We start from the raw sequence: 25,930 nt of genomic DNA on the forward strand, positions 1-25,930 counted from the left end.
CCTCAGGAGAACGTGCGGCCCGCCCACGTCCGGAAGTCGGTCGTGGGCAGGCCGAGCGCCCGGGTGATCTCCGGACGGGCCGGGCTGCCGTTCTCGTTGATCCGTTCGACCGTGTTGACCATGCCAGGGAGCAGTCCGCGCTCGACGGCCTCCTGCGGGGTGAGCACGGGCGCGGAGATCGTCCGGCCGGTGACCTCGCTGAGGATCGCGGCCACCTCGGTCATGGTGAGCAGGTCGCCGGCGAGTTCGACGTCCAGGCCGTCGAACCGTCCCGGGTTCGTGAACGCCGTCGCCGCGGCCTCCCCGATGTCGTCGACGGCGACCCAGGGAAGCCGCGTATCCGCCGCGAAGCCGGTGATGATCGTGCCGCTGGACCAGTCGCCGAAGAGGTACGACCAGCCGACGAGGTTCTCCATGAACGTCGATGGCTTGAGCACGCTCCAGTGCGCGAAGCCGCCGGTGCGGACCATCTCGTCGATCGCCGCCTTGCTCTCCCAGTACTGCCTGTCCCAGCGGCCCTCGGCCCAGCCGGGCTGGTTGCGGTGGAAGTCGCCCGCGCCGGACACGCTGCTGTGCACGACGTGTGCCACTCCGGCCCGGCGCGCGGCTTCGACGACGTTGCGACCGCGCACCAGCTCGGCGTCGCCCCGCAGGTTCGTCACGTCGGGGAACGGGATCGAGAAGAGCCCGTCCATCCCCTCGGCGGCGGCGACCAGCGACGCCTCGTCGTCCAGATCACCCTTGACCAGTTCGGCGCCGCGCGCGGCCAGGGCCTGGGCACTGTCGGTGGAGACGTCGCGGACCAGGGCACGGACCGCGACGCCACGGTCGAGCAGTGCGCGGGCGGTGGCTCCGCCCTGCTTGCCGGTCGCGCCGATGACAAGAACAGCCATGATGCATGCCTCCCGAAATAAGTGGGGTTTCCCCCCACTTGACGTCGGCTACGATATGGGGGACCACCCCACTTTGGCAAGGCGGACCATGAGAGCCGACGCACAACGCAACTACGACCTGATCGTGAAGGCGGCCGCCGAGGCGATCGCCCGCGACGGGGCGTACGCGTCGCTGGAGGAGATCGCCCGATCCGCCGGGGTGGGGTCGGCGACCCTGCACCGGCGTTTCCCGTCGCGGTGGTCCCTGCTCCAAGCCGTCTTCCAGACGTGCGTGCGCAACCTCGCCGGCCGCGCCGACGAGCTACTGGCCGAGCCGGACGCTCTCGCCGCCCTCACCATCTGGCTGCGGGAGGTCACCGTGTACGCCACGACCACGCGTGGGCTCGCGGAGACACTGCTGAACGCGCCACCCGAGGAGAACGAGACCTGCGGCGCGACGCTCAGCGCGGCGGGCGAGAAGCTGTTACGTCGAGCCGTCGAGCAAGGTTCCGTGCGTGCTGACGTCGCCATGGCGGACGTGATGACCCTCGCCAACGCCATCTCGCTCGCCGCCCAACCGTCCGACGCGACGAAGGCGGAACGGCTCCTGGCCCTCGCCCTGGCGGGAATCCAGCCTCACGAAAGGTGACCCGCCCGTCTTGACGCGATCGTCATGCTGAAAGCCGGAGCCCTGCCCCCCTCTGGAGGACCCGTGCGCAAGCCAGTCAGGACCGCTGTGGTCCTCATCGGACTCGGTGTCGGGGCAGCGGTTGGCCCGTCCCTCGGACCGGCCGCCCTCTGGTCCGGTGTCGCGGTCGCCGCGCTCGGCGTGGCGCTCTCCCTGATCGGCACCAGCGGGTCCCACCTCGTCGAGGACGGCCTGGCCGACCGGGGGGATGCCGACCAGGCCGCCAGCGGAACGGCGGTCGCCGCTCCGCGACGGCGCAAGCGGGAGACGCCGACCCTCAGCGGCCTCGGTACCCGGGTGGAGCAGATCCTCGACCTCGCCGAGAAGCAGGCCGAGGACCACCGCGCCGTCGCGCGCCTCGAGGCGGAGAGCATCGTGACCGCCGCGCGACGGGAAGCGGAGTCGATCCTGAACCAGGCGCACCAGCAGGCGGCCGGGCTGACCGGCAGCCGCTGGGAGCCGCCAAGCTGATGGCGCCTCAGTGGTCGGTGGCGCACAGCGCCGTCTCGACGCTCTCGTTCACGTCGGCGAGCATCTGCTCACCGGTCGGCAGGCCGGTCACGGCGACGACGGCGCCCCGTCCGTCGCGGGTGACCAGGTTGCGGGTCTCGAAGCCCTGGATGTCGCCGCCGTGGCCCCAGGCTTCGCCGCCGCAGGGCAGGTCGTGACGCGCGATACCCAGCCCGTACGCGTACTCGCCGGTCGGCTCGAACCCGGGCGCGGGAACGGTCGTCATCATCGCCTTCTGCTGCGCGGGCTTGAGCAGTCGGCCGTCGACTAGCGCCTGGAAGAAGGTCCGCAGCTCGTCCGGCGTGGAGACGAGTTGCCCGGCGGCCCAGCCCAGCGACGGGTCCATGTCGGTGACGTCCACCCACGGGGCGCTCGGGGCCACCCCGACGTAGCCGTGCGGGTGCGTACCCCTCAGGCGCTGCTCCCCGACGCCGGGCCAGTAGGTGTCGCGCAGGCCGAGCGGCCTGATGATCCGGTTGGTGATCTCCTCGCCGATGGGACGCTCGGTGACCTGCTCCACGATGAGCCCGGCGAGGACGTAGTTGGTGTTGCTGTACTCCCACTTCGCGCCGGGCGCGAAGTGCGGGGCGTTCGTCAACGCGGCGTCCACCAGCCGCCGCGGCTGGTAGTACGAGTGGCTCTTGTCGACGAGGTCCTGCGACCGGGTGAACAGCACGTCGTCGTAGTCCGCCAGGCCGCTCGTCTGCTGCAACAGCTGACGTACGGTGATCGTGTTGCCGTTGTTGCCGTGACCTCGCACGACTCCGGGCAGGTAGTGCTCGACGGTGGCATCCAGGTCGATGCGCCCCTCCCCCACCAACTGCAGGACGACCACCGCGGTGAAGGTCTTGGTGTTGCTGCCGATGCGGACCTGGCCGTCCTGCGGAACCGGGCGGCGCGTCTTGAGGTCGCCGACCCCGGCGGTGTAGTCGCGGACCCGGCCGTCGGCCCCCCGCACGGAGGCGAGAACGCCGGGGAAGCCGCTGTCGCTGACCAGGTCGTCCAGTTGCCGCTGGACGGTGTCCCGTGGACCGGCCGGCCGACCGCTGTCGGTGGCGGCGAACGCGGCGGAGCCGGTCAGGGCGGTGGCGGCGACCAGTGTCGCGGCGACCGTCCGCAGGGCCCGGCGGCGCGTGGACGTGATGGCGTGCGGCGGCATGACTGCTCCTCTGTCTCGGAAACGCTTGACGCCATCAAGGGTTCAAGAATTCCGATACAGGGACGATCCCCCCAGCTGCCCTCCTTCTGGTACAGCCTGCGCTACCTCGCCGGACCGGCGGCGCCGCATCCCGGCCAATGCGACGCCCCACCGACCGGTGCTCAGTAGCGGACGTCGCTGTCGGTGAGACCCGGCGACACGACGCTCGGCTGGCCGTCCACCGTCGCGCCCGCGAAGGCGAGCCTCGGCGCGAGGAAGCGGTTGTTGAGGGCCGGGAAGTTCAGCGTCGGGGTCGACACCTCGTCGAGCCGTGCCGTCTGCTGCGGCGTCAACCGCACGTCCACAGCGGCCAGGTTCGCCTTGAGCTGGTCGAGGCGTCGGGCCCCGATCAGCACCGAGGTCACGCCCGGCCGGGCGCCGACCCAGGACAGCGCGGCCGCCGCCGGTGTCACCTCGGCATCGGCCGCGACCTCGTGCAGCACGTCGATGACCTGCCAGTCGCGCTCGGCCGGACCGCCCACCAGGGCGGCACGCGTCGTGTCCACGTCGCTGTTGCCGCGGACGAACTTGCCCGACAGCCAGCCGCTCTTGAGTGGACTCCACGGCAGTACGCCGAGGCCGTGCTCGGATGCCATCGGGATGAGCTCGCCCTCGACCGTCCGCTCCAGCAACGAGTACTCGAGCTGCATCCCGATGGCCGGCGTCCAGCCTCGGAAGTGCGCGACGACCTGCGCCTCGGCCGCCTTCCAGGCGGGCAGGTCGGACAGGCCCACGTACCGGATCTTGCCGGCGGTGACGAGGTCGTCGAGGGCGCGCAGCGTCTCCTCGATCGGGACGCCGCGGTCCCAGTTGTGCAGCCAGTAGATGTCCAGGTAGTCGGTGCGCAGCCGCCGTAGCGACTCCTCCGCCTGGGCGACAACGGCCTTACGTCCGGCGCCACCGCCGTTGGGGTCGCCGGGGAACAGGTTGCCGAAGAACTTGGAGCCGAGGATGAGCCGGTCGCGTAGGCCGGGCCGGGCGGCCAGGTAGTCCCCGATGATCTTCTCGGAGTGGCCGTTGGTGTAGATGTTGGCGGTGTCGATGGAGTTGCCGCCACGTTCCAGATACTCGGTGATCATCGCTTCGGACTCGTCGGCCGAGGCGCCCCAGCCGTGGTCCTCGCCGAAGGTCATCGCACCGAGGGTGTACGGGCTGATGCGCAGGCCAGAATGGCCGAGCGTGACGAAATTGTCGAGTGGCATGCGCCAAGTACACACCTGAGAGCCGGCTCCCCCATAGGTCGATGCTGCCACCGCATTGCCTGATCCTGCCAAACTCGGGCAGGATGGGTGGGTGACCGCGCTGCCCGAGATCCGCGACCTGGTGCTGCGCCACGTGGGGCGGCCGACACCGGACGGCCTCGTCCTGCTCCGCAGCGACTCGCCTACCGAGCCGATGCCGACCCAGACCGCGCCGGTCTTCGCGCTCGTCGCGCAGGGCACGAAGTACGCGGTGCTGGGCGACGGCGTCTTCTCGTACGGCGCTGGGCGGTTCGTCGTCGCGTCCATGGAGTTGCCGGTGATCAGCCACATCAGTCGGGCCAGTCGCGCGGAGCCGTACCTGGTGCTGGGGCTTGCCCTGCGCCCGCCACTGATCGCGGACCTGTTGTTGGACGCCCCGCCGACCCGGGGCGAGTCGGCGGCGGGCATCGCGGTCAGCACCGCCGACGGCGACCTGCTCGACGCGGTGGTACGGCTCCTGCGGCTGCTCGACCGCCCCGACGACCAGCGCGTGCTCTGGGCGGGTGTGGAGCGCGAGGTCGTCTGGCGGTTGCTGACCGGCGAGCAGGGCGGCACGGTCCGGCAGATCGGGGTGGGCGACGGCAATGTCGTGCAGATCGAACGCGCGATCCGCTGGATCCGCGAGCATCACGCCGACCTGTTCCGCGTCGAGGACGTGGCGCGCGTCGCCGGAATGAGTGTCACCTCGCTGCACCGCCACTTCCGGGCGATCACGACGATGACGCCGATCCAGTTCCAGAAGCTCGTCCGGCTGCAGGAGGCACGGGTTCGGCTGCTGGCCGACCCCGGTGACGTGGCGGGGGTCGGATACGCGGTCGGCTACGAGAGCGCGTCGCAGTTCAGCCGCGAGTACCGACGACTGTTCGGGCTGCCACCGGGCCGGGACGCCGCCCGCCTCGCCGGACTCGACCAGGCGCGGCTCGCCGGCGTGTGAGGGACGCCCGGGCCGAGCGTCGGCGTTCACGTTGCCTGCTCGTCACCGACGTCCACGGTGAGCGGTATACCTCTGAGGTATACCGCTCACCGGGACGCCTAGAACCACCCGCTCCAGGGGCGGGTCGAGCACTTCCACGTCTTGCCGTCGTTGTGCGAGACGCAGACCACCAGGATCTTCCCGATGAAGGGAAGGCCGAGGGTGAAGATGTGGATGGTGGTCTTCCGGTACGGCACGCCGGACTTCTCGGCGACGTCGGCCAACGCCCAGCCGGTGTCCGGCGCCTGCACGGTCGCCACCCGACGCAGCGAGTCGACGTCCTTGCCGTCCAGCAGCGCCTGGATCTCGTCCGCCGAGGGCTCGGCGTCACCGGTGAGCGTGTCGACGGCGTACGGTCCCTCGACGGCAACCCCGTTGACCTTCTCGAAGGCTGTCTTCGTCCCGCCGACCGTCGTGTCGCCGGAGAGATCGAGGGTGCGCAACAGATCGCCCGACCGGCGCGACAACAGGCACTCCCACACGGACTTCCCCGAGGCCACGCACATGGTCAGGCACCACTCCCGACCGCCGGGGGCGGAGGAGGCGAAGAGCAGGGTGCCGCCGCCGTCCCTGCCGTCGTACGCGCCGTCGGCCAGGTCGGCCATGGTCGTGCCGAGGATGTCCCGGCCGCCGGGCATCGTGCCCAGGACCGTGACACCGTCGACCTTCTCGCCGGCGACGAGCGCCGCGAACTGGTCGACCGAGACGTTGCGACCGCCGGTGTCGACGGCCAGCACCGTGTTCAGGTCACCGACACCCCGGCCGGTGAGGTCCTCGAACTGGCGCAGCATCGTTCCCGGGGCACCGGGCTGGTCGGTGACCGTCGTCCGGGCGTCCCCCTCGGCCGCCCGCGACGGCGCGTACGACCCCACCAGCCCGACGACAAGTGCCACGGCGATGATTCCGCCGCGCCTGGCGATGTCCCGCGCTACCAGCGACATGTGACCACCACGCCCAGGCCGCTGGGAGAGAGCCCCCAGTCGCAGTGCCGCTCGAACCAGCCACCGATGTCGCTGATCGTGTCCGCGACCCACGCGAACACCGACTTGATCGCCCCCCAGAGGCTGAAGTAGACGACGGTGGTCTCGGGTGTGCCTCCGGCCTCGTCGATGACGTCCATCGCCGACCTGGCGGCGTCCGGCTTGTCGATCGTGTCCAACACCCGTACGCCGGTGGTGTCCTTGCCGGCCAGCAGCGCCTCGATCTCCTCGGGGGTCCGCTCCTTGCCGTCGTCGACCGCCACGATCGCACGGTCGACCATCACCTCCGCGCTGCCGGTGACGGCCTGGGCGATGGCGGTGATCTCGCCGATCGTCAGGTCGTTGCCGAGCGCCGGACCGGTGAACCGCCGCACCGAGACGACGCCGGACGGGTCGACGACGATCTCGTCCGCCACGATCGCGTCGTCCGCGCCGAACGGGTCCCAGGCGAACGTCCACTGTCCGCTGCCGCAGCGGAACCGGCCGTACTCCCGGCCCTCCGGCTCGGTCCCGGTGCGGACGATCCCGCCGCGCTCGTCCACGTACTGGACCACGCAGTCGGCGCCCTTGGTCGGCGGCTTGTCGGTCTGCGCCAGCGCGGTGGTGGACGTGGCCAGCACCGTTGCGCCGGCCACTCCCATCACCGCGAGGCGGCGTGCCAAGCGACTCATCGAACACTCCGTTCCTGGATGGAAAGCTGGTGTCCGAAGAGTGCCGAGCCGCCCTGAAACGGCCCGGAAACGGCGCGGAAAGCGGGGTACGTCAGCCCGAGCGGGTGGCGTCGAGCTGCACGAGGTCGGCGCGGACCGCGTCGGCGTCCGCGTCGCCGAGTTCGTCGAGGATGCGCAGCGCGCGACGCCAGGCCGCACGTGCGGCGCCCAGGTCACCGAGGGCCCGGTGGCTACCGCCGAGGTTCACGTATGTGCTGGCCTCGGCGTACCGGTCGTGCACCTGGCCGAAGAGTTCCAGGGCCCGCTCGTAGCAGGCGACGGCCTGCCGGTCGTCGCCGAGCTGGTGGTGGGCGTGGCCGAGGCTGTCCCAGGTGTCCGCCTGACCCTGGACGTCGTCCACCTCCTGCAGCATCCGCAGCGCCTCGCCGCAGGAGGTGAGGGCGCGGTGGTGGTCACCGAGCAGCCCTTCCTGCCAACCGACCGCGTTGAGGGTGTACCCCTGCCCGGCCCGGTTCCCGGCCCGCCGGAACAGGGTCAGCGCCCGCCGGGAATGCCCGAGCGCCTGGCGGATGTCCCCCCGCCGCTCGGCGAGCTGGCCGAGGTTCAGACAGGTGTGTGCCCGTCCGGCGTCGTCGCCGGCCTCGCCGAACAGGTCGAGCGCACGCCGCAGGTGGTCGTCCGCCTCGTCGTAGCGGCGCAGCCGCGAGCAGGCGAGACCGAGGCTGCGGTGCGCGTGCCCCTGCCCGGCCCGATCCCCGATGCGGGATGCGGCGGCGAGGGCGATCTGCTGCGTACCGAGCCAGTCCTGCCAGTGTCCCTGCCGGTGCAGGTAGCCGGCCACGGTCCAGGCGAGTCGCCAGGCGTGCCCCTCGAACCCGGACCGTGCCGCCAGCGGCACGGCGGCCAGCAGGACGGGGATCTCGGCGGCGAACCACGCCGACGCGGCCGAACGGTTCCGAGGGCTCTCCGGCGTCACGCCCGGGAGCGGCGCCGGCAGACTGATCGTGCTGAAGTGCGGATGCAGCGCGAGGTCGGCGACGTGCGCGGCGTGCAGGCAGTGGTCGAGCAGCCGGTGGACCGTCGCACGGCGGTCGGCAGCCGGCTCCACCTCGTCGGCGAGACCGGCGGCATACGCGCGCAGCAGGTCGTGGAACGCGTACCGCCCGTACGAGTGCTCGGCGAGCAGATTCGCCCGGGTCAGCTCGGCGAGCAGGGGGCCGATCGCCTGCGGGCTGCTACCGGCGAGACTCGCCACGGCCGGCGCGGCGACGTCCGGGCCGGGGTGCAGGCTCAGCAGCCGGAACAGCCGGACCGCCGCCGGACTGAGGGTCCGGCACGACCAGGAGAAGACGGCCCGGACGTCGGTGGTCGCGTCCCCGCCGTGGAAGGCGTCCAGACCGCCCAGCTCGCTCGCCACCGAGGCCAACGAGAAGCGCGGGTTGGTGGCCGCCCGGGCGGCGACGATGGCGAGGGCGAGGGGCAGCCGCGCGCAGCGGTCGGCGATGTCGTCCGCCGCGGCGGGTTCGTCGGCGACCGGGCGCGGGCCGAGCCGACGGACGAGCATGTCACGGGCCTCGTCGGGGCTCAGCAGGTCGAGGACCACCGGCTGGGCGCTCTCGGTGACGACAAGTGGGACGAGCTGATCGCGGCTGGTGACGACCGCGAGGCAGTCCGGCGAGCCGGGCAGCAGCGGGCGGACCTGGTCCGCGTCGCGCGCGTTGTCCAGCACCACCAGCAGACGCCGATCCGCCACCAGCGTCCGGTACCGGCTCACCATCGAGTCCGGATCGCTCGGCATCCGTGCCGGCGGAACGCCGAGCGCCTCCAGGAAGCCGTGCAGCACCCGCGTCGGGTCGGTCGGTGTGGCCGCCGGGTCGAAGCCGCGCAGGTTGACGTAGAGCTGCCCGTCGGGAAAGCGCTCGGCAACGCGGTGCGCCCAGTGCACGACGAGGGCGGTCTTGCCGACGCCGGCCGTACCGGACACCACCACCGCGCCGCCCCGGTCGACCAGCGCGTCGAGGGCCGCCAGCTCCGACGCACGCCCGGTGAACGTGGGTACGGGCGGAGGCAACTGCGCCGCCACCGCCCGCGCGGGTACGGCCGGAGCCGGGGTGGCCGGCGCGGGCGCGGCGATCGCGGCGTCCTGGCGCAGAATGGCCGCCTGGAGATCCTTGAGCCGTGGGCTGGGGTCGATGCCGAGGTTCTCCCGGAGGCCGTCACGCAACCGCCGGTACGTGGCGACCGCCTCGCCCTGCCGACCGTCCCGGTACAGGGCGAGCATCAGGTGTGCGTGCAGGTGCTCGTCGAAGGGATGCTGTCGGACGAGCCGTTCGAGGCCGGGGACGAGTCGCGCGTGTTCACCAGCGCGGAGCCGCGCTTCGGCGAGCGCCCGCTCGGCCTCCAACCGCAGGCGGGCCAGGTGCTCGGCCTGCTCCTCGAGCCAGGGCGAGCCGGTGACGTCGGCGAGCGGCGGGCCACGCCACAGCGCCACCGCGGCGGTGAGGCGGGCCACCCGCTCCGCCCGGTCCGTCGTACGCCGAGCGAGGTCGAGGAGGTGCTCGGCGGCCTGGACGTCCGTGGAGCCCGGCCCGGTGTCGAGCAGATAACCGGGCCGACGCGCCACGATCGATCCGGGCTCGCCGAGCACCCCGCGCAGGTAGGAGACGTGGCGTTGCAGCGTGTTCTCGGCCGTCGCGGGTGGACGCTCGCCCCAGACCACGTCGACGAGTCGGTCGACGCTCACGACCCGGCCCGCGTGCAGCGCCAACGTCGCCAGGACCGCCTTGCGGCGTACCCCGTTCACCGCCTGCGGACCGTCGGCGACGACCACCTCCACCGGCCCGAGCAGCCGGACGCGTACGCCCGAGTCCGCGATCGACGTCACCGGCTCAGGCTAATTCCGCAGGCCGCAGCCTCGATCTGTTCGTCGCGCACTGGACACGAGGGGTCACCCTCGACGGTCGGCGCGGCGGAGCATCTCCTCCATCTCGGGGTCGTCCATGATCTCCCGGACCTCCTGGGCGCAGCGGCAACCGGCGGCCCACTTGGCAGCCCACCCGAGCGCCTCCTCGCGGGTGGTCACGTCGACGACCACCAACCCGCCGATGACCTCCCTGGTCTCCGGGTAGGGGCCGTCGGTGGTCGACCCGTCCGTTGCCACGATGGTGGCCTGCTGCCGTTCGAGGCCGCCGCCGAACACCCAGACGCCCGCGTCGACGGCCTCCTGGAGCACGGCGTGCGCCGCCTTGCCCACCTCGGGCAACTCCTCGGCGGGGATGTGGTCCATCGCGCCGTCGTTGAACGAGATCAGGTACCGCGCCATCTCAGAACTCCCCTTCTCCCGGGCGGCCTCCGTCGGCCGCCTCCACCCGTACCACGAACGACCCGACCCCGATTCGACAAAGGCGCCGAAGTTCGTGGCGGCAACTTCGGGGATGTTGCTGTCTGCCGCGTGGCTGTGGCAGCACCATCGGGGATGTTGTGCAGATCTTGGGCACCGATCGGACCACCTCAGCCGGGCTCCCGTACCAGGCGGTGCAGGTCCTGGCGCACCGCCGGCCATCGGTCGCCGAGCGCGTGCCTCGCGGCGCCCAGCGCGTCGACCGCGGCCATCCCCGCGCCCAGCGCCGCGTGCAGGGCGTGCACGGCATCGGCGCAGGGCCGGACGTCATCGCCCTGCGCCCTGAGGCGGGCAATCCTCCACCGGGTCTCCTCGTCCACGGTCAGCCCCCGCTCGACGGCCTCGACCGCCCGCCTCGCCAGCTCGTCGTCGCTGAACCGGAACCGCGTGGTCACCGCCCGGACGGCGAGCGCGACCGCCGCCCGTCGTACCCGATCCGGCGCGGCCCGCAGCCGCGCGTCCAGGTCGGGCTCGTAGTGACCGAAGTTCGACGGCGGCCCGGGGTCGGCCGGGATGTGCGGCAGCCGCACCGTCACCCACGGCCCGGCCTGCGGATCGGCCCCCTCGTCACTCATCCACCCGGCCGGCAGCCGCACCCCGGTCCGCTGCTCGACGAACGCCATCGCCGCGGACCGCACGTACCCGGTGCCGCGCGCGGCGCGTACGTCGTCCAGGTCGTCGGCGAACGCGGACGGGTCGTCGCCGTGCCGCCGCTCCGGGTCGTTCAGGTCCATCCAGGCGAGGATCCTGCCGTACACCGCGTACGTCAGGCCGCCGTTGCCGTTCACGGTCCACTCGACGGTGTGTACCCGCGTACCGTCACTGAGCCAGCGCAGCACCTCGGGGCGACTCAACGCGCAGCCGTTGTCCTGAAACACCAGCACGTCGGGGCCGATCTGGGCCAGGTCGGCAAGCTCGCCCGACTGGTCGTCACCCGGCTCGACACGCGTGGCACGCAGCCGCTTGATGACCCCGTCGACGGTGGCCTCGGCACTCGCCGGCTGCACCACGGCCCAGCTCAGGCCCTCGGCGAGCCAGTCCCGCTCGGCGAGGAAATCGTCGTAGTACCGCACCGCCTCCGACACCATCGGAACACGGTACGACGATCATCCACGCCGGTGGTGCCGCTGTTCCACCCGCCGATCTCCGGTGATCTCTACGAGGCTCGCAGCGCTTCCAACCGGCTGCCGAGCCGGCCGAGGAAGTCGCGGAACGCCGTCTCTCCGTGCGGTGTCTCGATCTCGTCGGTCAGTGGACCGTCGTACCGTCCGGCCTGGGCGATCGCGTCGGCGTAGGCGTCGGGACCGGCACCGAAGTAGCGGCGCTCTACCATCGCCGCTGCCATCTGATCGGCCGTCTCGTCGCTCAACTGAGGGGTGAACATCAACCCGTACAGGATCTGGTTGATGGTGCCCTTCCAGTCGTCAGTGGCCACTCGCAAAACCCTTTCCGATTCGGGCAGTCAGTTCAGCCGGGTACGGCCGTCGAAGCCGAAGAGCGGGACGTTGTTGACGCCGTTGCGGTCGGCTGCTGGCCAGGTGAAGCCCACCCAGTTGAGAGCTTCGGCCAGCTCAGGTGGCAGTTGCAGGCCCATTGGACAGCTCCAGTCCCGTCAACAGGATGGCGTTACCCGTGTCGGTCCGGCTCGACGAGGAGACTCGGCGGAGTTTAGCGGCGCGCGCAGCCCGGCGTGGCCCTGCCGACTCGTGCCGACGAGAGGGGCAGAAACTGTCGATGTCCGGCTGTACAGTTCCGCGAGTGGTACGGCTGACGGACCGGCGTCGTGACCTCGCCGGATGGCTGGTGACGCCACTGTTCACCCTCGTGGCGGCACCGGTGTTGGCCGGCATCGTCGGCGTGGTGGGAAACATGCAGAGCCACCACCGCACCCCGCCGCTGTGCAAAGAGGCAATCGCCGACAACATGTGCGAGGAGACCAGCCTCAGGGTGATCGGCTTGCATGTGGCGATCGCGAGCGCCGTGTGGTTACTGCTCTGGATCATTCCGTGGTGGCGGGGCCTTCGCACCGTGCGCGTACTGCTCGCCGTCGCCGCGACAGTCGTCCTCGTCCTCCTGCCGGTGCGCATGTTCGACTGGGACTTCGCATAGGTCGCACTGCACGTGTGCTGTTTCAGGGCTGGGCGTAGTTGGAGAAGAGCAGCCGTATTCCGGTGTTGCGGTACCCGGCGCGACGGAAGGCGGCCGCCATGGGCGCGTTGCCCATGTCGGTGGTGGCGGTGATGCGCGACTCCCCGTTGACCGCGTGAAAGCGGGTGATCTCGGCGAGCACGTCGTCCACGTAGCCGCGCCCGCGGAACTCCGGCACCACCCCGAGATAGCCGACGTTCACGTTGTACGCGGTCGCGGAGGGAATCGCCATGCCCGCCACCTCCCCCTCGCGCGTGTGGGCGATCCGCCACCACTCCCGCTTGCCCGGTGCCCTGAGATAAAAGTCCATCTCGTCGCGCGCGGTCGCGTCCACGCCCTTGGCGGCCAGGCTCGCACGGGTCTGGGCGTCCAGGCTGCCCTCGGCGATTCTCCTGAACACCGCGAGGAACTCCTCGTCGGAGGCCTCGGTGAACCGCAGCCGGCCGGTCACGGGAGGCACCCCGTCGGCGGGTGCCCACTCGAACTGCAGCCGCTCCACCTGCCGGGTGAGCCCCGCCGCGTGCGCCGCCGCCCGCCGCCACTCGACGGCCGCCGAGGTGGCGGGATCGTCACGCCAGCCACCCGTGAGGTTGATCCGGTACTGCACCGCGTGCGGGAGCCCGGCCAGTGCGACCCTGATCAGCTCGGCGGCGACGGCGGCACGGTCGCCCACGGCGGGATCCACGTCGAGGCAGTCGAGCGCGACCGGATGCGGACTGCCCTTCGGCCCCCACCACAACGCCCGTCCCACGACCCGGCCGTCGTGCTCGGCGATCCATGTCCATTCCGGCCGGTACATGCCGTCGGCCAGATCGGCCGCGTAACGGTCGGCGGGAATCCACCCGACGGGCTCGGTCACGACCCACGCGGTCACGCGATCGAGGTCTGCGGGGACGCAGGCGCGGTAGGAGATCACCCGCAGAGGCTAGAGGGTACGGCTCAGCGCGGCTGCTTGGCGCTGCTGATGAACGCCGCCCAGGCGGCCGGTGCGAAGCTCAACATCCCGGCATCCGGAGCCTTGGAATCGCGAACGTCGACCTCTACGCCCCGGTCACGCACCTCCACGCACTGGCCGTTGTTGCCCGAACGGCTCGACGTGCGCCAGGCGTTACGTTCCATGCTTGCTCAGCTCCTTGATGAACGTGACCGACTCGGCGGGTGACATCGCCAGCATCTTCAGATTGTCGTACGCCGCCGACAGCCTCGCCAGGTCGCGACTCGACTCAAGGAACAGCTCACCGGCCAGGGTCTCGATGTAGCCCAGCGACGGCTCGTCCTGCTCGAAGTCGAGCAGAGCAAAGCCGCTGCTGTCAGCCAGGTGTGCGCCGGCCTCGAAGCGCAGCACCTGGATCGTCACGTTCGGCAGCCGCGCCACCGTGACCAGGTGGTCGAGTTGCTCACGCAGCACGTCCGGGCCGCCGACCTCGGTGCGCAGCGACGCCTCGGAGAGGATGGCGTGCATCCGCAACGGATTCGGCTGCCGGCGCAGCACCTCCTGCCGGGTCATCCGCGCGGCGACCCGCTGATCGATGGTGTCCGGGTCCGTCCATCCACAGGTGTTACGGCTGTTGCCCGGCCTGCTCGCCGACAGCCGCCGGATCTGCCACGCGCACCCGCAGGAGGCAGCCGACCTCTCGGTGCGAGTGAACCGGCTCGCCGCCCACATGCTGGTCAAACTCGGCGAGGGCGACCTGGCCTGGCTGGCCGCCGACCGGGCGATGAGCGCCGCCAACGGCGACCCGCGGCGCGGCGGGCTCGCCGCGATCTCCCTCGCGCAGGCACTGCGGACTCTGGGGCGCGGCCGGCTGGCGATGACGACCGCCATGGACGCCGTACGCCAGATCGACCTTGCGCCGCGCCACCCCCGCCAGACGGGCGTAGCGGGGACCCTGCTCATCGAAGCGGCGCTCGCGGCCGCCATCAGCTCGGACGTCACCGCCGCAGGCGAACTCACCGAGCGCGCGGCCCGCCTCGCGAACGACGCCGACTGCCACGACCACGACAGCATCGCTTTCGGCGCCACTGAAGTCGACCTCGCTCACGCCCTGATGGCGACCTGGTCCGGGGATCACCACCTGGCCGTGCTCAGACACCGACGGGCCATCGGCACCAACAGCTGGCACCTGCTCCCCGCCGAACATCGAGCCGCCCACCTGATCGACATCGCGTGCGCTCACCTGAACCTCGGCGACGCGGGCGCAGCCGGCCAGGCCCTGGTCAACGCCGATCGCATCGCGCCTGCGGAGACGCGGACCCGCCCCGTCGCCCGGGAGGCGCTGACCGCCGCGCTACGAGCCGGCCCGACAACAGCCGACGTGGCCCGCTTGGCCGCCGCCGTCGGACTGGCTCGGCAATAGGTCGCTGTTCGACTCGGCTTGCAGAACATCGACGACCGCAGACTGCCCGCCGTGGGATATTCGGTGTGGCCTTCGGGCCGTCTGCACCTACCAACGTCGGACGATGCCGCTGCGACCGCCGCCGCCAAGGCCGCCATGGCCGAACAGAGTGGTTGGTACGAGCCCGATCTGGCTGCCGTGAATGACCGGCTCGTCGACATCGCGTACGAGGCCAGGGCCTCGATCACCCGCGAACGGGGACTGGATCGAGTTTGATCACGACGACGAGGGCGATCCCAAGTGGTCGAAGCAGGCCATCGCCTTCTACGTCGCGATCGCGCCGTTCGTCCGCTCCGGCGTCGTCCACTTCGAAAGTGAGGACGGCGCCCGCTGGTCCTACATCTACGCCGAGGGACGGATGACCCAACAGGGCTGGCTCGGCTGGGACGGATCGGTCGAGCCGTTCGGCGAGTAGTCGACTCGAGACACTGCCTCCCTCAAAACCATTTCAATCTTGGCCCGAGACCGCGTCACGATGTGGTCAGGCCCACAACGGAGGGCACTCCGATAAGCGTTCTTGCACGCTCATCTCGTGACCATTGGGCCCGCTTTCCATGTCGGTCCAATTGGACATCCAAGCGTAAGATCGTCGGCGAACTCTGCACGTAACTTCTGCCCCAGACCTCGCTCTTCCGCCTCGAAAAGTGCGCACAAATGACTGGCGCTACCGCCGCCACTTCCACTGTCACACCTGAACGTGAAGCAGTTAGCGACCGCCTCGACCAGCGACACCGCGTCGGCCCGCTGTCAGCCAATCCTAGCTTCGGCTAGGTTCGTCTTGCCACAGCGCGGTACTAGATTCGTCAGAGATGCAGGGGTCAGGCGACGTCCGAGCAGCGGGCACCTTGTTAGGCAGGTTGCAGGACCAGACACGCTTCCCGTGCATCTGGCTCCACTCACTCACGCTACGGAAAAACGTGGTGCCTGCAAGGTCGCCGCAGCCGACCGCAGCACGGAATGCGGACGCGAGGTTAGCCTCCGAAATCGAACCGCCAAACCTCTGATTAATAACATACGAGAGGGCCTTCATTAGATCGTGTCCGGAGCATTTTTTAGCATCGTCGGCTATCTCACTTAAGGCCATCCTGGTTGCCCCGAGTACCGTCTCGGCATCAATCCTCGATTCTGCTTTGTCGCAGGCAATTCGACACAGCAGGGCGAGATTAGGAGCACCTCCGTCCAAGTTGACGATTACATGGATCGGGAAGTCGCGGACACCGATACCCCAACCGTGAGTCTTGGAGGCGTATCTTAACGCAGAGACAGCGGCAGCAGCTCTCGTCGTAACCATAACCGGCCACTGGGGAGCCGTTCGATCGACAGATCTGAGCAGATCACGGCGACAGTAAGAGTTCATGATTCTGTTCAGCACGTTGTCCATTTGAAACATGGTGGACTCCATGTCATACGCATCTGTATAGATCACATTCGGGGTCGATAATTCAGTTTCCAGGCTGCCAACCCAGTCTCGATCTACTATCGCTAGCACTCCTTCTACATTCTGCTCATAAGCAATGACGGCTGCACCCAAAGCCACACTCTTTCCTGCGGCCGGGATCGATTCACATTCATTCACGAGATGAGTGTCTACCAAGGCGCAGTCGGTCTCACCTTCAACCAGCAAGAAGGTCCGACTGTCGACCGTACGCATGAAGAGGATTTGGGCGAATAGATCATCAGCAGTCAAGCAAGAGATCAATGATCCGCCTCCCTCTCCAGAGCCCCACTATCATCTTTACGGGAGCCCAGAGCAACCGTCCTATTCCACGATTTGTGCACAATTTGGGGCGAGTGCGTGGCCACGATAAAACGAAGGTTATTCAGCTCGCCAATTTCGCCCAAATCAGCCAAGAAACGCTGCTGCCAACCCACGTGCAGCGAAATCTCTGGCTCGTCAATCAGAACGAGAGAACCAGGGCTAACGTTAAAGAGAAGGTCGTACAGGAGAACAAGCTCATGCTGCTCTCCAGAGGAGAGCATATCGGGGGAAATCTCTACCCCGTCGGCAGCGAATAGAAAGCCCTTATCCCGATCAATGACCATATCCTTGTACTCGAAACGCGCTGTTACAATTTGCTTTAACAGGGTTACGCGCGATAGCAACGACTGAAAGGTAGCAAGCTTCTTATCCGCGTCATCCAGGTACGTCGACAGGACGACTCTTTCCCACAATTCTAGAGCACGTGGCGGCAGGGGAAGATCTTCAGCCATATCCAGTACCGCGATCGCAGTAAGAGCGTTACGAAGCTCACGCTGCTCGTCGTACCTAGCTCTAATAACGGCCTCGGTAGGCGCGTTTTCCGACACGCCCTCAGCAAGAAGTCGCCTGGGGAATGTGCGATCGAGCCGCTGGGATATCGTAGAGTTTTCCGCCAAAGCACCTCGGAGTCGGCGCGCAAGGTCGTCCGCATATTCCAACACACGCGATCTCCGCAATGGTCGACTCCTAGGGCCCGCTGCCACGCGCGGAGCGGACTGCCCAGCCAATAGCCGCTGCGTCTCGATCAGGTGGACAGAGATGGAATCGATAAATGATATCAGTTCCCCAGGCATCGGTTGGGTCGGAGGAACGCGGTGAGGAAGCAAGTCTGCGTACTTCGCCAACACTTCCTGATCGGTCATCCGCTCCGAGCTACGGTGATCACGCCAGTAGCCGCCCACTAACCTGCCAAGGGGAACGCGCCTCGCCAAATAGTCCATCACTTCTGCTGACGGCACGACGTAGGAGGGGCCAGATTCCCAAATAGCGACGTCACCGCCGGGCCTGGCCAATCTGAAGCTGACAGTTCGCGTCGATAGGGAAAATTCTCTATCGCGCAGTTTTTGATCAAATAAACTCAGCTGCTCAGAATTTGAAATCGATAGTTTGGTGCCATCATCGAAGCGGAAGTATACCGAGTCGAAGGGATACTCTAAAACCTTCGAGGGCTTGCCCGTAAATACCGCCTCGACGATTTCTAACAACTTGGTCTTCCCGACACCGTTCGGACCATGCAGAATCACGTAAGTCCAGTCGGCCGGGAAATCAATTACATGGTTGAATCTTCGGAGGAGACCCTTCGCTTCCAAGCGAATCAGTCGAGGGCCGGGAACATCGTGCACTTTGCGGCTTGTTCGTAACCGGGACGGTTGCATCCGGCAATCCTAGAGCAAACTCGCGCTATGCCGGAAGGCCCCGTACAGGCCATGTGTGCTCGGACAGATGGCGCGACTGGGCTCACGAGCAGCCAGAGCGGCAGCCGCATGCTGATCGGATTGTGAGAGCCAGGCTGCATATACGCACAGGGTTGCGTCTCCCACCGTGGCCGATCCTCCCGGCAACTGTCCGAACGTCGACACCTGTCGCGACAAACTCCGTAGACCAATGGGCACCTAAGAACATCTAGGTTCGTAGCTATGTCTAGCCGTAGGGGCATGCGGCTGGATCGCTGGGTCGCATCCGGTATCAGCGGCGTTACGACCACCGAGGGCCGGGCGAGAAAACTTGGCCTTGACGCTGCTGCGTAAGGCCGAGGGCCGACGCGCGTTCGAAGCAACCGGCCAGATGATCACACAACGCCGCTACCGTCTCTGCGTTCGGTGCCGCGCGCCGCTGCTGGTACGTCTTAGTGGCCTTGTCCCGCAGGTTCCCGGCATCGTCCAGATACAAGGCTCCGCAGCGTCAGCACGGAGCGCGTCCAGGTAGACAGCGGACCAACGCGGCTCGCGCACAGCTGACTCCGTCGCGCTCCGTTGTCATAGCCACCAACACGAACGCGCCTCGGTCTGTCCACTCTTGACTGACCAGTTCGCCGCTTAAGTGGGCCGCTGGCGGCCCCGGATTGGGCTGGGCATCCCTGGCTTCTCCGCTTGAGTTGCCGGATTAACGGAGATCCACCGCCATCGAACGCTGGTTCAGCATGCCAGACAAAATCTAGTGAATCTGCCGGATCGACGCAGGCATACCCGCACTGCGATTGAGCACCCGAAGGCAGGACCGCGCGACTGCACCGATAAGTGCCGGCCACAGAAAGTGCAAGCCGCTGTCGCGCCTTCACAGCGGTCTCGGCACTCTCGCAGCACCGCAGCACTTCTGGCTACTGATAAAGCACTGATCCAAGGTTGCACGGGTACGCGGGTCGCGCCGCTCGTCCACCTGGCGAGAACCGCGCGCGCCTTATCAGCATTTTTCCAGCGGTCGGGCAGCAGCCGAGGATGGTCCGCTGAGGTAGTGCTGCTTCTTAATGATGGAGTCGATGCCCGCGTAGACCTTCACCTTCGGTAAGTCGCCTGGGCAGCTTCGCCGGGCTGCCGCTTCTGGTGACCGTTCGCCTTCGTCATGGAAGCAGTCGTAGCGCGCTCGCACCACGAGCAGGAACACGGAAGGATCGTAATCTGATGTTTTGCCTGGTGGGGCGGACGGGACTCGAACCCGTGGCCGATGGATTATGAGTCCACTGCTCTAACCAGCTGAGCTACCGCCCCCGACACCGGGCCGGATCTTATCCCGCCCGGTGGATCACGGGCCAGCGCCGATGCGGCCCCGTCCCATCACCGCCGCCGTCGCCACAGCAGCACGATGGGCAACGCGAGGATAACAGTGAGCAGCCAGCCTGCCACGACGACGCCCCACAGCCACTCTTCGCCGGGCTCGGAACCGGCGGCGACCATGGCGTACGTCACCAGCAGGCTCACGGCGCCCACCACGAGAACCGCGACGCCGCTGACCACCATCATCGCGACCTCCCACCAGGGGCGGTCGCCGGGCGCGCGGGCCGGCTTCTCGGGTGCCGAGGGCTGCGGCATCTCGTCCGGCGTACGTGCCGGCATGCCGATGTGCCGGTCGGCCGGCACCTGGGCGTCGATGATCGGGAGTGCCGCCGGGTGCAGGTGGAACATGGTCGGCTCGATGTGCAGCACGATGGCGTCCGCGCCGATCAGCTGCCGCGCTCCGTCCGGCCAGGTGAGCATGGCGGCGCAGTCGGCGTAGCGCACGGTCAGCGGCTTGTCGTTCTGGAGCAGGGTCACTCCGTCGACGCCGATCCGCAGGTCGGCGTGGCCCTCCTTCGCCGCGTAGCCGGTGCCGTCCAGGATCTCCGTGGAGTGGGTGGGCGCGGCGACGAAACCGGCCCAGTCGGCGGTGAGCCCGCGCGGCACCATGAGCAGCGCGGAGCCCATCACCTCGCCGGCGACCTCGTGCAGGTCGGCGAGGTCGACGGCCTTCAACTCGGCCCGGTGCTCGTCGATGGTGAGGTTGGGTTCCCCGGTGAGCACGTTCAGCGCGTAACCGGGAAGTCGCGCGGCATCGACCTCGGCGGTGCCGAGCAGGTCCTCGCGCTTGGCCACGGTGGCGTCCAGGTCGGCCTGCTCGATCCGGCCGACCCGCAGCTTGGCGAGCACGTCGACGAAGCCGCCGAGAACGGCGTCCTGCTTCTCCGCCAGCGCGTCGGCGAGCGCCCGCAGCGTGGCGTTGCCGTCGCCGCGCGGGTCGTACCCCGTGGTGGTGGTGTAGGAGAGGCCGGAATCCTGGCGCAGCGACCGGTACAGATCCCGTTCCAGCACGCCGGCGAAGACGGCCGCGGCGGCGCTGCGCCGCACCACGGCGTCGAGCACCACGGCCCGGGCCCCGTGGACGAAGTACGCGGGGGTCTGCGGCAGCGCCGACGAGACCGCCGGGACCGGCTGGCGTACCCCGGTCGGCAACGACAGCCGGAGCCCCGCCGGCACCTGGTCGCCGCAGATCCACAGCACCGCGTTCTCCCGGGTGAACCAGCGGGCCGTCCACTCGCGCAGGTCGTCGGCGGTCAGCGCGTCCAGGCCCCACTCCGGGTAGCTGCTGAGCCCGAAGTCCCGGGCCTCGTGTCGCCACAGCGGGATGTCGTCGATCGCGGCGGCTCCCCGGCTGCTCCACTCGGTACGCAGGATGTCCTTCTCGACGTCGAGTCGCCCGACCGGCAGGTCGGACAGGTGCCCGCAGACGGCGGTGAGGAACGCCGCGATGTCGGTCGCGGAGCCCTGCGTGTGGAACATGGTGAACGCCGGGGCGGTCACGCCGTTGACGTGGTAGTCGGCCAGGCCGAGCGGCGCGAGCGCCAGGTGCTCGACGAGGTGGGTGGCGCCGGCGCGGGCGAGTGTCTCGTCGGCGGTGCCGACCCGGAAGGTCAGTCCGGCGCGCATCGGCCCGCCGGTGGGGGCGAGCAGCGTGGGCACCCCGTCCACGTCCAGGTGCTGGATCACGACCGACCACCCTTCGCGTACGCCTCAGCGCGGTACTCCGTGAAGGTGTCGACCCCGCTGAGGTTGCTCCAGGGGTACTTCGATCCCAGGTTGCCGAGGGCGGTGAACTGGGTCGCGGCGGCGGCCCACTGTTCGGTGAGGCAGAACATCAGCGCGAAGACCGAGCGGACCCAGACCCAGCCGGCGTCGTGCACGAAGTCCGGGTGCAGCACCGACCGTTCCGCGGCCTGGTGGATCTCGTCGATCACCTCCGACTGCTCCAGGTAGTCCGCGCCCTCCTGGTCGTCGTCGATGTCCAGCCAGCGCTCCAGGTGCGCGTCGGCGATCAGCACGGCGTTGGGAGCCCCTGCGGGGGCGGTCTGGGCGCACGCGCGGGCGAAGGCGAACATCCGGTCCCAGTCACCGCTCCACTTCGGGCAGAGCTGTTGGATGAGGCTGGCCTGTGCGGGCAGGTGGTGAGGGTGGTGGTGGGCGAGACGGTCGTAGCGGCGGCGGGCCTCGTTCTGACCCAGCTCCAGACCGCGGGCGACGGCCAGTCGTTCGGTCCAGGCTGCCGGGTCGTCGGGGTACCGGGCGGTGACGTCGATCAGCACCTGCTCGGCGCGCCGTAGGTGATCGTGGAACTGGTCGAACTGCGCCCGGCTGACGTTGCGGGCCCGGTCGGCGCTGCGGATCCGCCAGCCGTCGCAGATGAGGTGGGTGCCGTGCAGGACACCAGCGAGGTTGTCGGTGGGGTCGTCGTCGTACATGCGACGCAGGAACTCACCCGCCCCGGCGTGGTCGCCGGCCTCCCTGACAAGCAGCGTGCGCAAGGCGGGGTCACGCTCGGCGAACACGGCCTGCACGGCGGGCCAGTCGGCGGCGTCGAGCGCCTTGCGGAGATCGTTGACCTCGGGGTACGCGGCGCCAGCATCGAAGGTGGGGGCTGGCAGAGGTGCGGGCATGGCGGCGATCATAGGTGATCAACTACGGCGGCGATGCCCGCGTTTTCGGCACGAGGTCAGCCGGCGCGCAGCTCCTCGAGCACCGCGCCGGCGGCACGCCAACCGCTGGCGAGAGCGCCCTGGATCGATGGACTGTCCCGGTGGTCACCGGCCACGAACAGCCCCTGCCCGAGCGCGACCGGCTTGCGCAGCCGTCCCTGCGGGGGTGGGGCGGCGGGCAGCGCGTCCGGCACGGACACGGTGGTGAGGTGCGTCCAGTCGGCGGTGGATCGTCCGTACAGCCGGGTCAACTCGGCCCGGATGGTCGGTTCGGGCGGGGCCGTCGGACCGACCACGGAGGTGGCCACGAGGTGCCGGCCGGCCGGGGCGTAGGTCGGTACGGCATTGCTGAGCACCACCGTGTTCGCCACGATCTCCCGACGGTCACCGTCGACGAGCAGGACCGGCTCGCGAAGCGGCGGTTCGGGAGCGCTGTGGTAGTACGTCGTGTAGCTGTGCATCCGTACCGTCGACAGAGCCGGCAGCAACGCGGCCGCGGCGGGCGGGTCGGCGGCGACCACGACGGCCCGGCATCTGATGTCGCCGGCCTGCGTGCGGACCAGGCCGGGCGCGACCTGCGCGACCGGGGTGTCCAGGTCGAGCAGGTCGGTCGGCAGCGGCTCGGCGATGGCCCGGGGCAGCGCGGCCATCCCCTCGGCGGGCAGGCCGATGCGGCCCCGGGCGAACGAGCGCAGCACCATCGCGAACACGTGGCTGGAGGTCGCCAACTCCCGGTCGATGAACACACCGGACAGGAACGGCCGCAACAGCTCCTCGATGATCGCGTCGGAGAGACCGGCCCGGCGCAGCGCCCTCTCGGTGGTCGTCTCCGGCGCGGCCAGCAGGCGGGACACCGGCAGCGTCGCGGCACCGGTGGCGAGCGCGGCGAAACGGAGCCGGTCGAGCAGCGAACCGACGCCGGCGAGGGCGGTACGCGGGCCGCCGCTCGGCTCGCGCAGCGGGTTGACCAGCCGCAGCAGGTCGTCGCCCCGGCGGACCAGCACGCCGGAGGTGAAGTAGCCGAGGTCCAGGCGATCGGTGTCGAGCAGCGTGCCGAGTCGCGGGTAGGCGGTGTTGAGCACCTGGAAACCGCGGTCGATCAGGTACCCGTCGACGACGTCGGTGGCGACCCGGCCCCCGAGCCGGCGGCCGGCCTCCAGCAGCCGCCACGGCACGCCGGCGCGGTGCAGCCGACGGGCGGCGGCAAGTCCGGCCAGGCCGCCGCCGACAACCACCACGTCGGTCTCAGCCAGCATCGCGCGCCTCCCGCTCACCGTTCGTCCGGGACAACCGGCCCGGCCACCAGATCTTCGGCCCGATGTCGTACGCGAGCGCGGGCACCAGCAACGACCGGACGATGATCGTGTCGATCAGTACCCCGATCGCGACCGCCGTACCCAACTCGACCAGCACCACCAACGGCAGCACGGCGAGGGCGGAGAACGTCGCGGCGAGCACGATGCCGGCGGACGTGATCACGCCACCGGTGACGGCGAGGCCGGCCAGCACACCGGCCCGGGTGCCCCGCTTGACCGACTCCTCGCGGACCCGGCTCATCAGGAAGATGTTGTAGTCGATGCCGAGCGCGACGAGGAAGACGAACGCGAACAGCGGGAACGACGAGTCCACACCGGGGAAGCCGAAGACGTGGCGGAACAGCAGCGCGCAGAGGCCGAGGGTGGCCGCGAAGCTGAGCAGCACCGTGCCGATGAGCAGCAGCGGCGCGAGGAGGGCGCGTAGCAGCAGGGCCAGGATCACCGCGATGACCACCAGCACCACCGGGATGATGACGTTCTGGTCGCGCTTCGCGGCGTCCGAGGTGTCCACGTTGATCGCGGTGAAGCCGCCGACCACGGCGTCCGCGCCCGGCACCTGGTGTACGGCCTCCCGCAGGTCGCGGATGGTCCGCTCGGCGCCGTCACTGTCCGGCGGGTCGGTCAGGGTCGCCTCCAGTTGCACCCGACCGTCGACGACCTTCGGGGCGGCGTTCTCCTGGGGTGGGCCGGTCTGCGGGCCGCCGGTGAGGGGGCGGACGTCGGCGACGCCCGGCACGTCCTTCGCCACCTGGGCGACCTGCTGCGCGGACTGCTGGGTGGTGAAAATGGTGGCCGGGCTGCCGGTGCCGGCCGGGTAGTGCCGGGCGATCACCTCCTGACCGTCCACCGAGTCGGTGCGTTGGGTGAACAGGTCGGACTGGCCGAGGATGGTCGCGCCGAGCTGGGTGAGGCCGAGCGTGAGCACCGCCAGCACGACGGCGGTGCTCAACCAGATGGGACGGGCGTGCCGGGCCACGAAACCGGCGACCCGGCTCCAGATGCCGTGCTCGGCCTGCGGGTCGGCCTGGTCGACTCGGGGACGTCGGGGCCAGAACGCCCACCGGCCGCCGAGCACCAGCAACGCGGGCAGGAAGGTGAGCATCACCAGCAGCGTGGCGGCGATGCCGATGGCGGCGACCGGACCGAGCGCCCGGTTGGAGTTCAGGCTGGACAGCAGCAGGCACAGCAGGCTGACGATGACCGTGCCGCCGGACGCGATGATGGCCGGCGCGGCGCCCCGCCACGCGGCACGCATCGCGCTCCACGGACGGTCGTGGCGGTGCAGCTCCTCCCGGTAGCGGGCGATCAGCAGCAGCGCGTAGTCGGTGCCGGCGCCGAAGACCAGCACGGTGAGGATGCCCTGTGCCTGCCCGTTCAGCTTGAGGATGTCGGCGTCGGCGAGCAGGTAGACGAAGACGGCGGCGAGGGCGTACGACATTCCCGCGGCCAACAGCGGGAAGACCCACAGGACCGGGCTGCGATAGACGATCAACAGGATGATCAACACCACGACGAGCGTGACGAGCAGCAGCGGCCCGTCGATGGCGGAGAAGACCTCGATCAGGTCGGCGAGCAGACCCGCCGGGCCGGCAACGTCCACGCTCAACCCGTCCCGGTCACCCCCGGCGATGTCGCGCACCTGTCGGACGACCGCGCCGATCTGCTCGCCCTCGGCGTCGTCCACCGGCACGACGACCTGTAGTGCCTGGCCGTCCGCACTGGGGATGGGCGGAGGCAGCGGGGTGACGACGCCCGGCACCTGGGCGAACCGGGCGGCGTCCGCGGCGACCCGCTGCCGGTCAGCGTCGGTGATCCCCGACGACCGCTCGTAGACGACAAGCGCCGGAGTGGTCTGCCGGTCGACGAATCCACCGGCGAGATCCTGGGCGCGGGTCGCCTCGGCGTCGGTGGGCAGGAACGCGGCGTTGTCGTTGGTGGAGACCTCACTGAGCCGTCCGGCGTACGGGCCGGCCACCGCGCCGATCACCAACCAGGCCAGCACGACCGCCACCGCGACCAGCGTGGCCCGGCCGAAGCCCCGTCGTCCGGACATTCGCGCTCACCCCAAGAATCGACGCATCAATCGACGCAGCGGGAGTCTAGGTCGACATCGCCATCCTGCCCGGCCCACGAGTCCCAAGCACCCCAAACCGACCCATTCCGCCCCGCGCTCCCGCGCCCCGCGCCCCGCGCCCCGCGCCCCGCGCCCCGCGCCCCGCGCCCCGCGCCCCGCGCCCCGCGCCCCGCGCCCCGCGCCCCGCGCCCCGCGCCCCGCGCCCCGCGCCCCGCGCCCCGCGCCCCGCGCCCCGCGCCCCGCGCCCCGCGCCCCGCGCCCCGC

Annotated in this window: 26 protein-coding genes and 1 tRNA gene; 6 read left to right on the forward strand and 21 right to left on the reverse strand. The window is 69.5% G+C overall.

The window, feature by feature from the left end:
• Positions 1 to 2: 2 nt before the first annotated feature.
• The gene (locus ACTFTM_RS24935) at positions 3 to 893 is read right to left on the reverse strand and encodes an NmrA/HSCARG family protein (RefSeq protein ID WP_449562875.1); all 891 of its coding nucleotides are present in this window, start codon (positions 891 to 893) and stop codon (positions 3 to 5) included.
• Positions 894 to 981: 88 nt separating this feature from the next.
• On the opposite strand from ACTFTM_RS24935, the gene ACTFTM_RS24940 reads away from it, so the two are divergent.
• Positions 982 to 1,521 (forward strand): TetR/AcrR family transcriptional regulator, encoded by a 540-nt coding sequence (locus ACTFTM_RS24940; protein ID WP_449562876.1) that lies wholly within the window; start codon positions 982 to 984, stop codon positions 1,519 to 1,521.
• Positions 1,522 to 1,584: 63 nt separating this feature from the next.
• A complete protein-coding gene (locus ACTFTM_RS24945) occupies positions 1,585 to 2,031 on the forward strand; it encodes a hypothetical protein (RefSeq protein ID WP_449562877.1) in 447 nt (148 codons plus the stop codon).
• Positions 2,032 to 2,038: 7 nt separating this feature from the next.
• On the opposite strand, the gene ACTFTM_RS24950 is transcribed toward ACTFTM_RS24945, so the two are convergent.
• Positions 2,039 to 3,229: a serine hydrolase domain-containing protein gene (locus ACTFTM_RS24950; RefSeq protein ID WP_449562878.1), complete on the reverse strand. Its 1,191-nt coding sequence runs from the start codon at positions 3,227 to 3,229 to the stop codon at positions 2,039 to 2,041.
• Positions 3,230 to 3,390: 161 nt separating this feature from the next.
• Positions 3,391 to 4,470: an aldo/keto reductase gene (locus tag ACTFTM_RS24955; protein WP_449562879.1), complete on the reverse strand. Its 1,080-nt coding sequence runs from the start codon at positions 4,468 to 4,470 to the stop codon at positions 3,391 to 3,393.
• 91 nt (positions 4,471 to 4,561) lie between these two features.
• On the opposite strand from ACTFTM_RS24955, the gene ACTFTM_RS24960 reads away from it, so the two are divergent.
• Complete coding sequence (locus ACTFTM_RS24960; RefSeq protein WP_449562880.1) at positions 4,562 to 5,443, forward strand: AraC family transcriptional regulator; 882 nt, start codon at positions 4,562 to 4,564, stop codon at positions 5,441 to 5,443.
• Positions 5,444 to 5,541: 98 nt separating this feature from the next.
• Here the strand turns inward: ACTFTM_RS24960 and ACTFTM_RS24965 are convergent, their stop codons facing one another.
• From ACTFTM_RS24965 to ACTFTM_RS24995, 7 genes are all read right to left on the reverse strand, one after another.
• Complete coding sequence (locus ACTFTM_RS24965) at positions 5,542 to 6,423, reverse strand: hypothetical protein (RefSeq protein WP_449562881.1); 882 nt, start codon at positions 6,421 to 6,423, stop codon at positions 5,542 to 5,544.
• Complete coding sequence (locus ACTFTM_RS24970) at positions 6,411 to 7,133, reverse strand: hypothetical protein (protein ID WP_449562882.1); 723 nt, start codon at positions 7,131 to 7,133, stop codon at positions 6,411 to 6,413. The genes ACTFTM_RS24965 and ACTFTM_RS24970 overlap by 13 nt, the downstream gene beginning before the upstream one ends.
• Before the next feature lie 91 nt (positions 7,134 to 7,224).
• Positions 7,225 to 10,017 carry a BTAD domain-containing putative transcriptional regulator gene (locus ACTFTM_RS24975; RefSeq protein ID WP_449562883.1) on the reverse strand — a complete coding sequence of 931 codons (2,793 nt, stop codon included), beginning with the start codon at positions 10,015 to 10,017 and terminating at the stop codon, positions 7,225 to 7,227.
• 63 nt (positions 10,018 to 10,080) lie between these two features.
• Complete coding sequence (locus tag ACTFTM_RS24980) at positions 10,081 to 10,455, reverse strand: YciI family protein (RefSeq protein WP_449562884.1); 375 nt, start codon at positions 10,453 to 10,455, stop codon at positions 10,081 to 10,083.
• A 188-nt stretch (positions 10,456 to 10,643) separates the two neighbouring features.
• Positions 10,644 to 11,621 carry a DUF6461 domain-containing protein gene (locus ACTFTM_RS24985; protein ID WP_449562885.1) on the reverse strand — a complete coding sequence of 326 codons (978 nt, stop codon included), beginning with the start codon at positions 11,619 to 11,621 and terminating at the stop codon, positions 10,644 to 10,646.
• A 68-nt stretch (positions 11,622 to 11,689) separates the two neighbouring features.
• Positions 11,690 to 11,968 (reverse strand): hypothetical protein, encoded by a 279-nt coding sequence (locus tag ACTFTM_RS24990; protein WP_449562886.1) that lies wholly within the window; start codon positions 11,966 to 11,968, stop codon positions 11,690 to 11,692.
• 27 nt (positions 11,969 to 11,995) lie between these two features.
• Positions 11,996 to 12,127 (reverse strand): hypothetical protein, encoded by a 132-nt coding sequence (locus ACTFTM_RS24995; protein ID WP_449562887.1) that lies wholly within the window; start codon positions 12,125 to 12,127, stop codon positions 11,996 to 11,998.
• A gap of 164 nt (positions 12,128 to 12,291) precedes the next feature.
• On the opposite strand from ACTFTM_RS24995, the gene ACTFTM_RS25000 reads away from it, so the two are divergent.
• Entirely contained in the window at positions 12,292 to 12,642 is a 351-nt protein-coding gene (locus ACTFTM_RS25000) for a hypothetical protein (RefSeq protein WP_449562888.1), read from the forward strand.
• Positions 12,643 to 12,664: 22 nt separating this feature from the next.
• On the opposite strand, the gene ACTFTM_RS25005 is transcribed toward ACTFTM_RS25000, so the two are convergent.
• From ACTFTM_RS25005 to ACTFTM_RS25015, 3 genes are read right to left on the reverse strand one after another with little or no spacing between them, the layout of a single operon-like run.
• Positions 12,665 to 13,597 (reverse strand): GNAT family N-acetyltransferase, encoded by a 933-nt coding sequence (locus ACTFTM_RS25005; protein ID WP_449562889.1) that lies wholly within the window; start codon positions 13,595 to 13,597, stop codon positions 12,665 to 12,667.
• Between the two features lie 23 nt (positions 13,598 to 13,620).
• Positions 13,621 to 13,800 (reverse strand): DUF397 domain-containing protein, encoded by a 180-nt coding sequence (locus ACTFTM_RS25010; protein WP_449562890.1) that lies wholly within the window; start codon positions 13,798 to 13,800, stop codon positions 13,621 to 13,623.
• Positions 13,790 to 14,347, reverse strand: coding sequence for a DUF5753 domain-containing protein (locus ACTFTM_RS25015; protein ID WP_449562891.1), 558 nt, complete (start codon positions 14,345 to 14,347; stop codon positions 13,790 to 13,792). Before ACTFTM_RS25015 ends, ACTFTM_RS25010 begins: the two co-directional genes overlap by 11 nt.
• Between ACTFTM_RS25015 and ACTFTM_RS25020 the strand changes: the two genes are divergently transcribed.
• Both ACTFTM_RS25020 and ACTFTM_RS25025 read left to right on the forward strand, forming a co-directional pair.
• Positions 14,238 to 15,038 (forward strand): hypothetical protein, encoded by an 801-nt coding sequence (locus tag ACTFTM_RS25020; protein ID WP_449566785.1) that lies wholly within the window; start codon positions 14,238 to 14,240, stop codon positions 15,036 to 15,038. The genes ACTFTM_RS25015 and ACTFTM_RS25020 overlap by 110 nt on opposite strands.
• A 181-nt stretch (positions 15,039 to 15,219) precedes the next feature.
• Positions 15,220 to 15,492: a hypothetical protein gene (locus ACTFTM_RS25025; RefSeq protein WP_449562892.1), complete on the forward strand. Its 273-nt coding sequence runs from the start codon at positions 15,220 to 15,222 to the stop codon at positions 15,490 to 15,492.
• A 342-nt stretch (positions 15,493 to 15,834) separates the two neighbouring features.
• On the opposite strand, the gene ACTFTM_RS25030 is transcribed toward ACTFTM_RS25025, so the two are convergent.
• From ACTFTM_RS25030 to ACTFTM_RS25065, 8 genes are all read right to left on the reverse strand, one after another.
• Positions 15,835 to 16,728 carry a hypothetical protein gene (locus ACTFTM_RS25030; protein ID WP_449562893.1) on the reverse strand — a complete coding sequence of 298 codons (894 nt, stop codon included), beginning with the start codon at positions 16,726 to 16,728 and terminating at the stop codon, positions 15,835 to 15,837.
• Positions 16,729 to 16,772: 44 nt separating this feature from the next.
• On the reverse strand, positions 16,773 to 18,212 hold the full coding sequence (locus ACTFTM_RS25035; protein ID WP_449562894.1) for an AAA family ATPase: 1,440 nt from the start codon (positions 18,210 to 18,212) through the stop codon (positions 16,773 to 16,775).
• A gap of 1,024 nt (positions 18,213 to 19,236) precedes the next feature.
• Positions 19,237 to 19,437 carry a hypothetical protein gene (locus tag ACTFTM_RS25040; RefSeq protein ID WP_449562895.1) on the reverse strand — a complete coding sequence of 67 codons (201 nt, stop codon included), beginning with the start codon at positions 19,435 to 19,437 and terminating at the stop codon, positions 19,237 to 19,239.
• A 27-nt stretch (positions 19,438 to 19,464) separates the two neighbouring features.
• Positions 19,465 to 19,541: transfer RNA gene (locus ACTFTM_RS25045), tRNA-Ile, on the reverse strand.
• A gap of 66 nt (positions 19,542 to 19,607) precedes the next feature.
• Complete coding sequence (locus tag ACTFTM_RS25050) at positions 19,608 to 21,293, reverse strand: insulinase family protein (protein ID WP_449562896.1); 1,686 nt, start codon at positions 21,291 to 21,293, stop codon at positions 19,608 to 19,610.
• Positions 21,290 to 22,237, reverse strand: a complete 948-nt coding sequence (locus tag ACTFTM_RS25055) for a hypothetical protein (RefSeq protein WP_449562897.1) — start codon at positions 22,235 to 22,237, stop codon at positions 21,290 to 21,292. Before ACTFTM_RS25055 ends, ACTFTM_RS25050 begins: the two co-directional genes overlap by 4 nt.
• A gap of 56 nt (positions 22,238 to 22,293) precedes the next feature.
• On the reverse strand, positions 22,294 to 23,532 hold the full coding sequence (locus ACTFTM_RS25060) for an FAD-dependent oxidoreductase (RefSeq protein ID WP_449562898.1): 1,239 nt from the start codon (positions 23,530 to 23,532) through the stop codon (positions 22,294 to 22,296).
• The gene (locus ACTFTM_RS25065; RefSeq protein ID WP_449562899.1) at positions 23,522 to 25,645 is read right to left on the reverse strand and encodes an MMPL family transporter; all 2,124 of its coding nucleotides are present in this window, start codon (positions 25,643 to 25,645) and stop codon (positions 23,522 to 23,524) included. Before ACTFTM_RS25065 ends, ACTFTM_RS25060 begins: the two co-directional genes overlap by 11 nt.
• Between the last annotated feature and the right edge of the window lie 285 nt (positions 25,646 to 25,930).

It is taken from the genome of Micromonospora sp. RB23 (assembly GCF_053585025.1).

What these genes read in the sequence shown, in the direction of transcription:
- ACTFTM_RS24935 (WP_449562875.1), bottom strand. Translation starts at nt 893, where the DNA reads ATGGCTGTTCTTGTCATCGGCGCGACCGGCAAGCAGGGCGGAGCCACC.
- ACTFTM_RS24940 (WP_449562876.1), top strand. Translation starts at nt 982, where the DNA reads ATGAGAGCCGACGCACAACGCAACTACGACCTGATCGTGAAGGCGGCC.
- ACTFTM_RS24950 (WP_449562878.1), bottom strand. Translation starts at nt 3,229, where the DNA reads ATGCCGCCGCACGCCATCACGTCCACGCGCCGCCGGGCCCTGCGGACG.
- ACTFTM_RS24955 (WP_449562879.1), bottom strand. Translation starts at nt 4,470, where the DNA reads ATGCCACTCGACAATTTCGTCACGCTCGGCCATTCTGGCCTGCGCATC.
- ACTFTM_RS24965 (WP_449562881.1), bottom strand. Translation starts at nt 6,423, where the DNA reads ATGTCGCTGGTAGCGCGGGACATCGCCAGGCGCGGCGGAATCATCGCC.
- ACTFTM_RS24970 (WP_449562882.1), bottom strand. Translation starts at nt 7,133, where the DNA reads ATGAGTCGCTTGGCACGCCGCCTCGCGGTGATGGGAGTGGCCGGCGCA.
- ACTFTM_RS24980 (WP_449562884.1), bottom strand. Translation starts at nt 10,455, where the DNA reads ATGGCGCGGTACCTGATCTCGTTCAACGACGGCGCGATGGACCACATC.
- ACTFTM_RS24985 (WP_449562885.1), bottom strand. Translation starts at nt 11,621, where the DNA reads ATGGTGTCGGAGGCGGTGCGGTACTACGACGATTTCCTCGCCGAGCGG.
- ACTFTM_RS24995 (WP_449562887.1), bottom strand. Translation starts at nt 12,127, where the DNA reads ATGGGCCTGCAACTGCCACCTGAGCTGGCCGAAGCTCTCAACTGGGTG.
- ACTFTM_RS25010 (WP_449562890.1), bottom strand. Translation starts at nt 13,800, where the DNA reads ATGGAACGTAACGCCTGGCGCACGTCGAGCCGTTCGGGCAACAACGGC.
- ACTFTM_RS25015 (WP_449562891.1), bottom strand. Translation starts at nt 14,347, where the DNA reads ATGTGGGCGGCGAGCCGGTTCACTCGCACCGAGAGGTCGGCTGCCTCC.
- ACTFTM_RS25025 (WP_449562892.1), top strand. Translation starts at nt 15,220, where the DNA reads ATGACCGGCTCGTCGACATCGCGTACGAGGCCAGGGCCTCGATCACCC.
- ACTFTM_RS25030 (WP_449562893.1), bottom strand. Translation starts at nt 16,728, where the DNA reads ATGCGTACGGTCGACAGTCGGACCTTCTTGCTGGTTGAAGGTGAGACC.
- ACTFTM_RS25035 (WP_449562894.1), bottom strand. Translation starts at nt 18,212, where the DNA reads ATGCAACCGTCCCGGTTACGAACAAGCCGCAAAGTGCACGATGTTCCC.
- ACTFTM_RS25055 (WP_449562897.1), bottom strand. Translation starts at nt 22,237, where the DNA reads ATGCCCGCACCTCTGCCAGCCCCCACCTTCGATGCTGGCGCCGCGTAC.
- ACTFTM_RS25060 (WP_449562898.1), bottom strand. Translation starts at nt 23,532, where the DNA reads ATGCTGGCTGAGACCGACGTGGTGGTTGTCGGCGGCGGCCTGGCCGGA.
- ACTFTM_RS25065 (WP_449562899.1), bottom strand. Translation starts at nt 25,645, where the DNA reads ATGTCCGGACGACGGGGCTTCGGCCGGGCCACGCTGGTCGCGGTGGCG.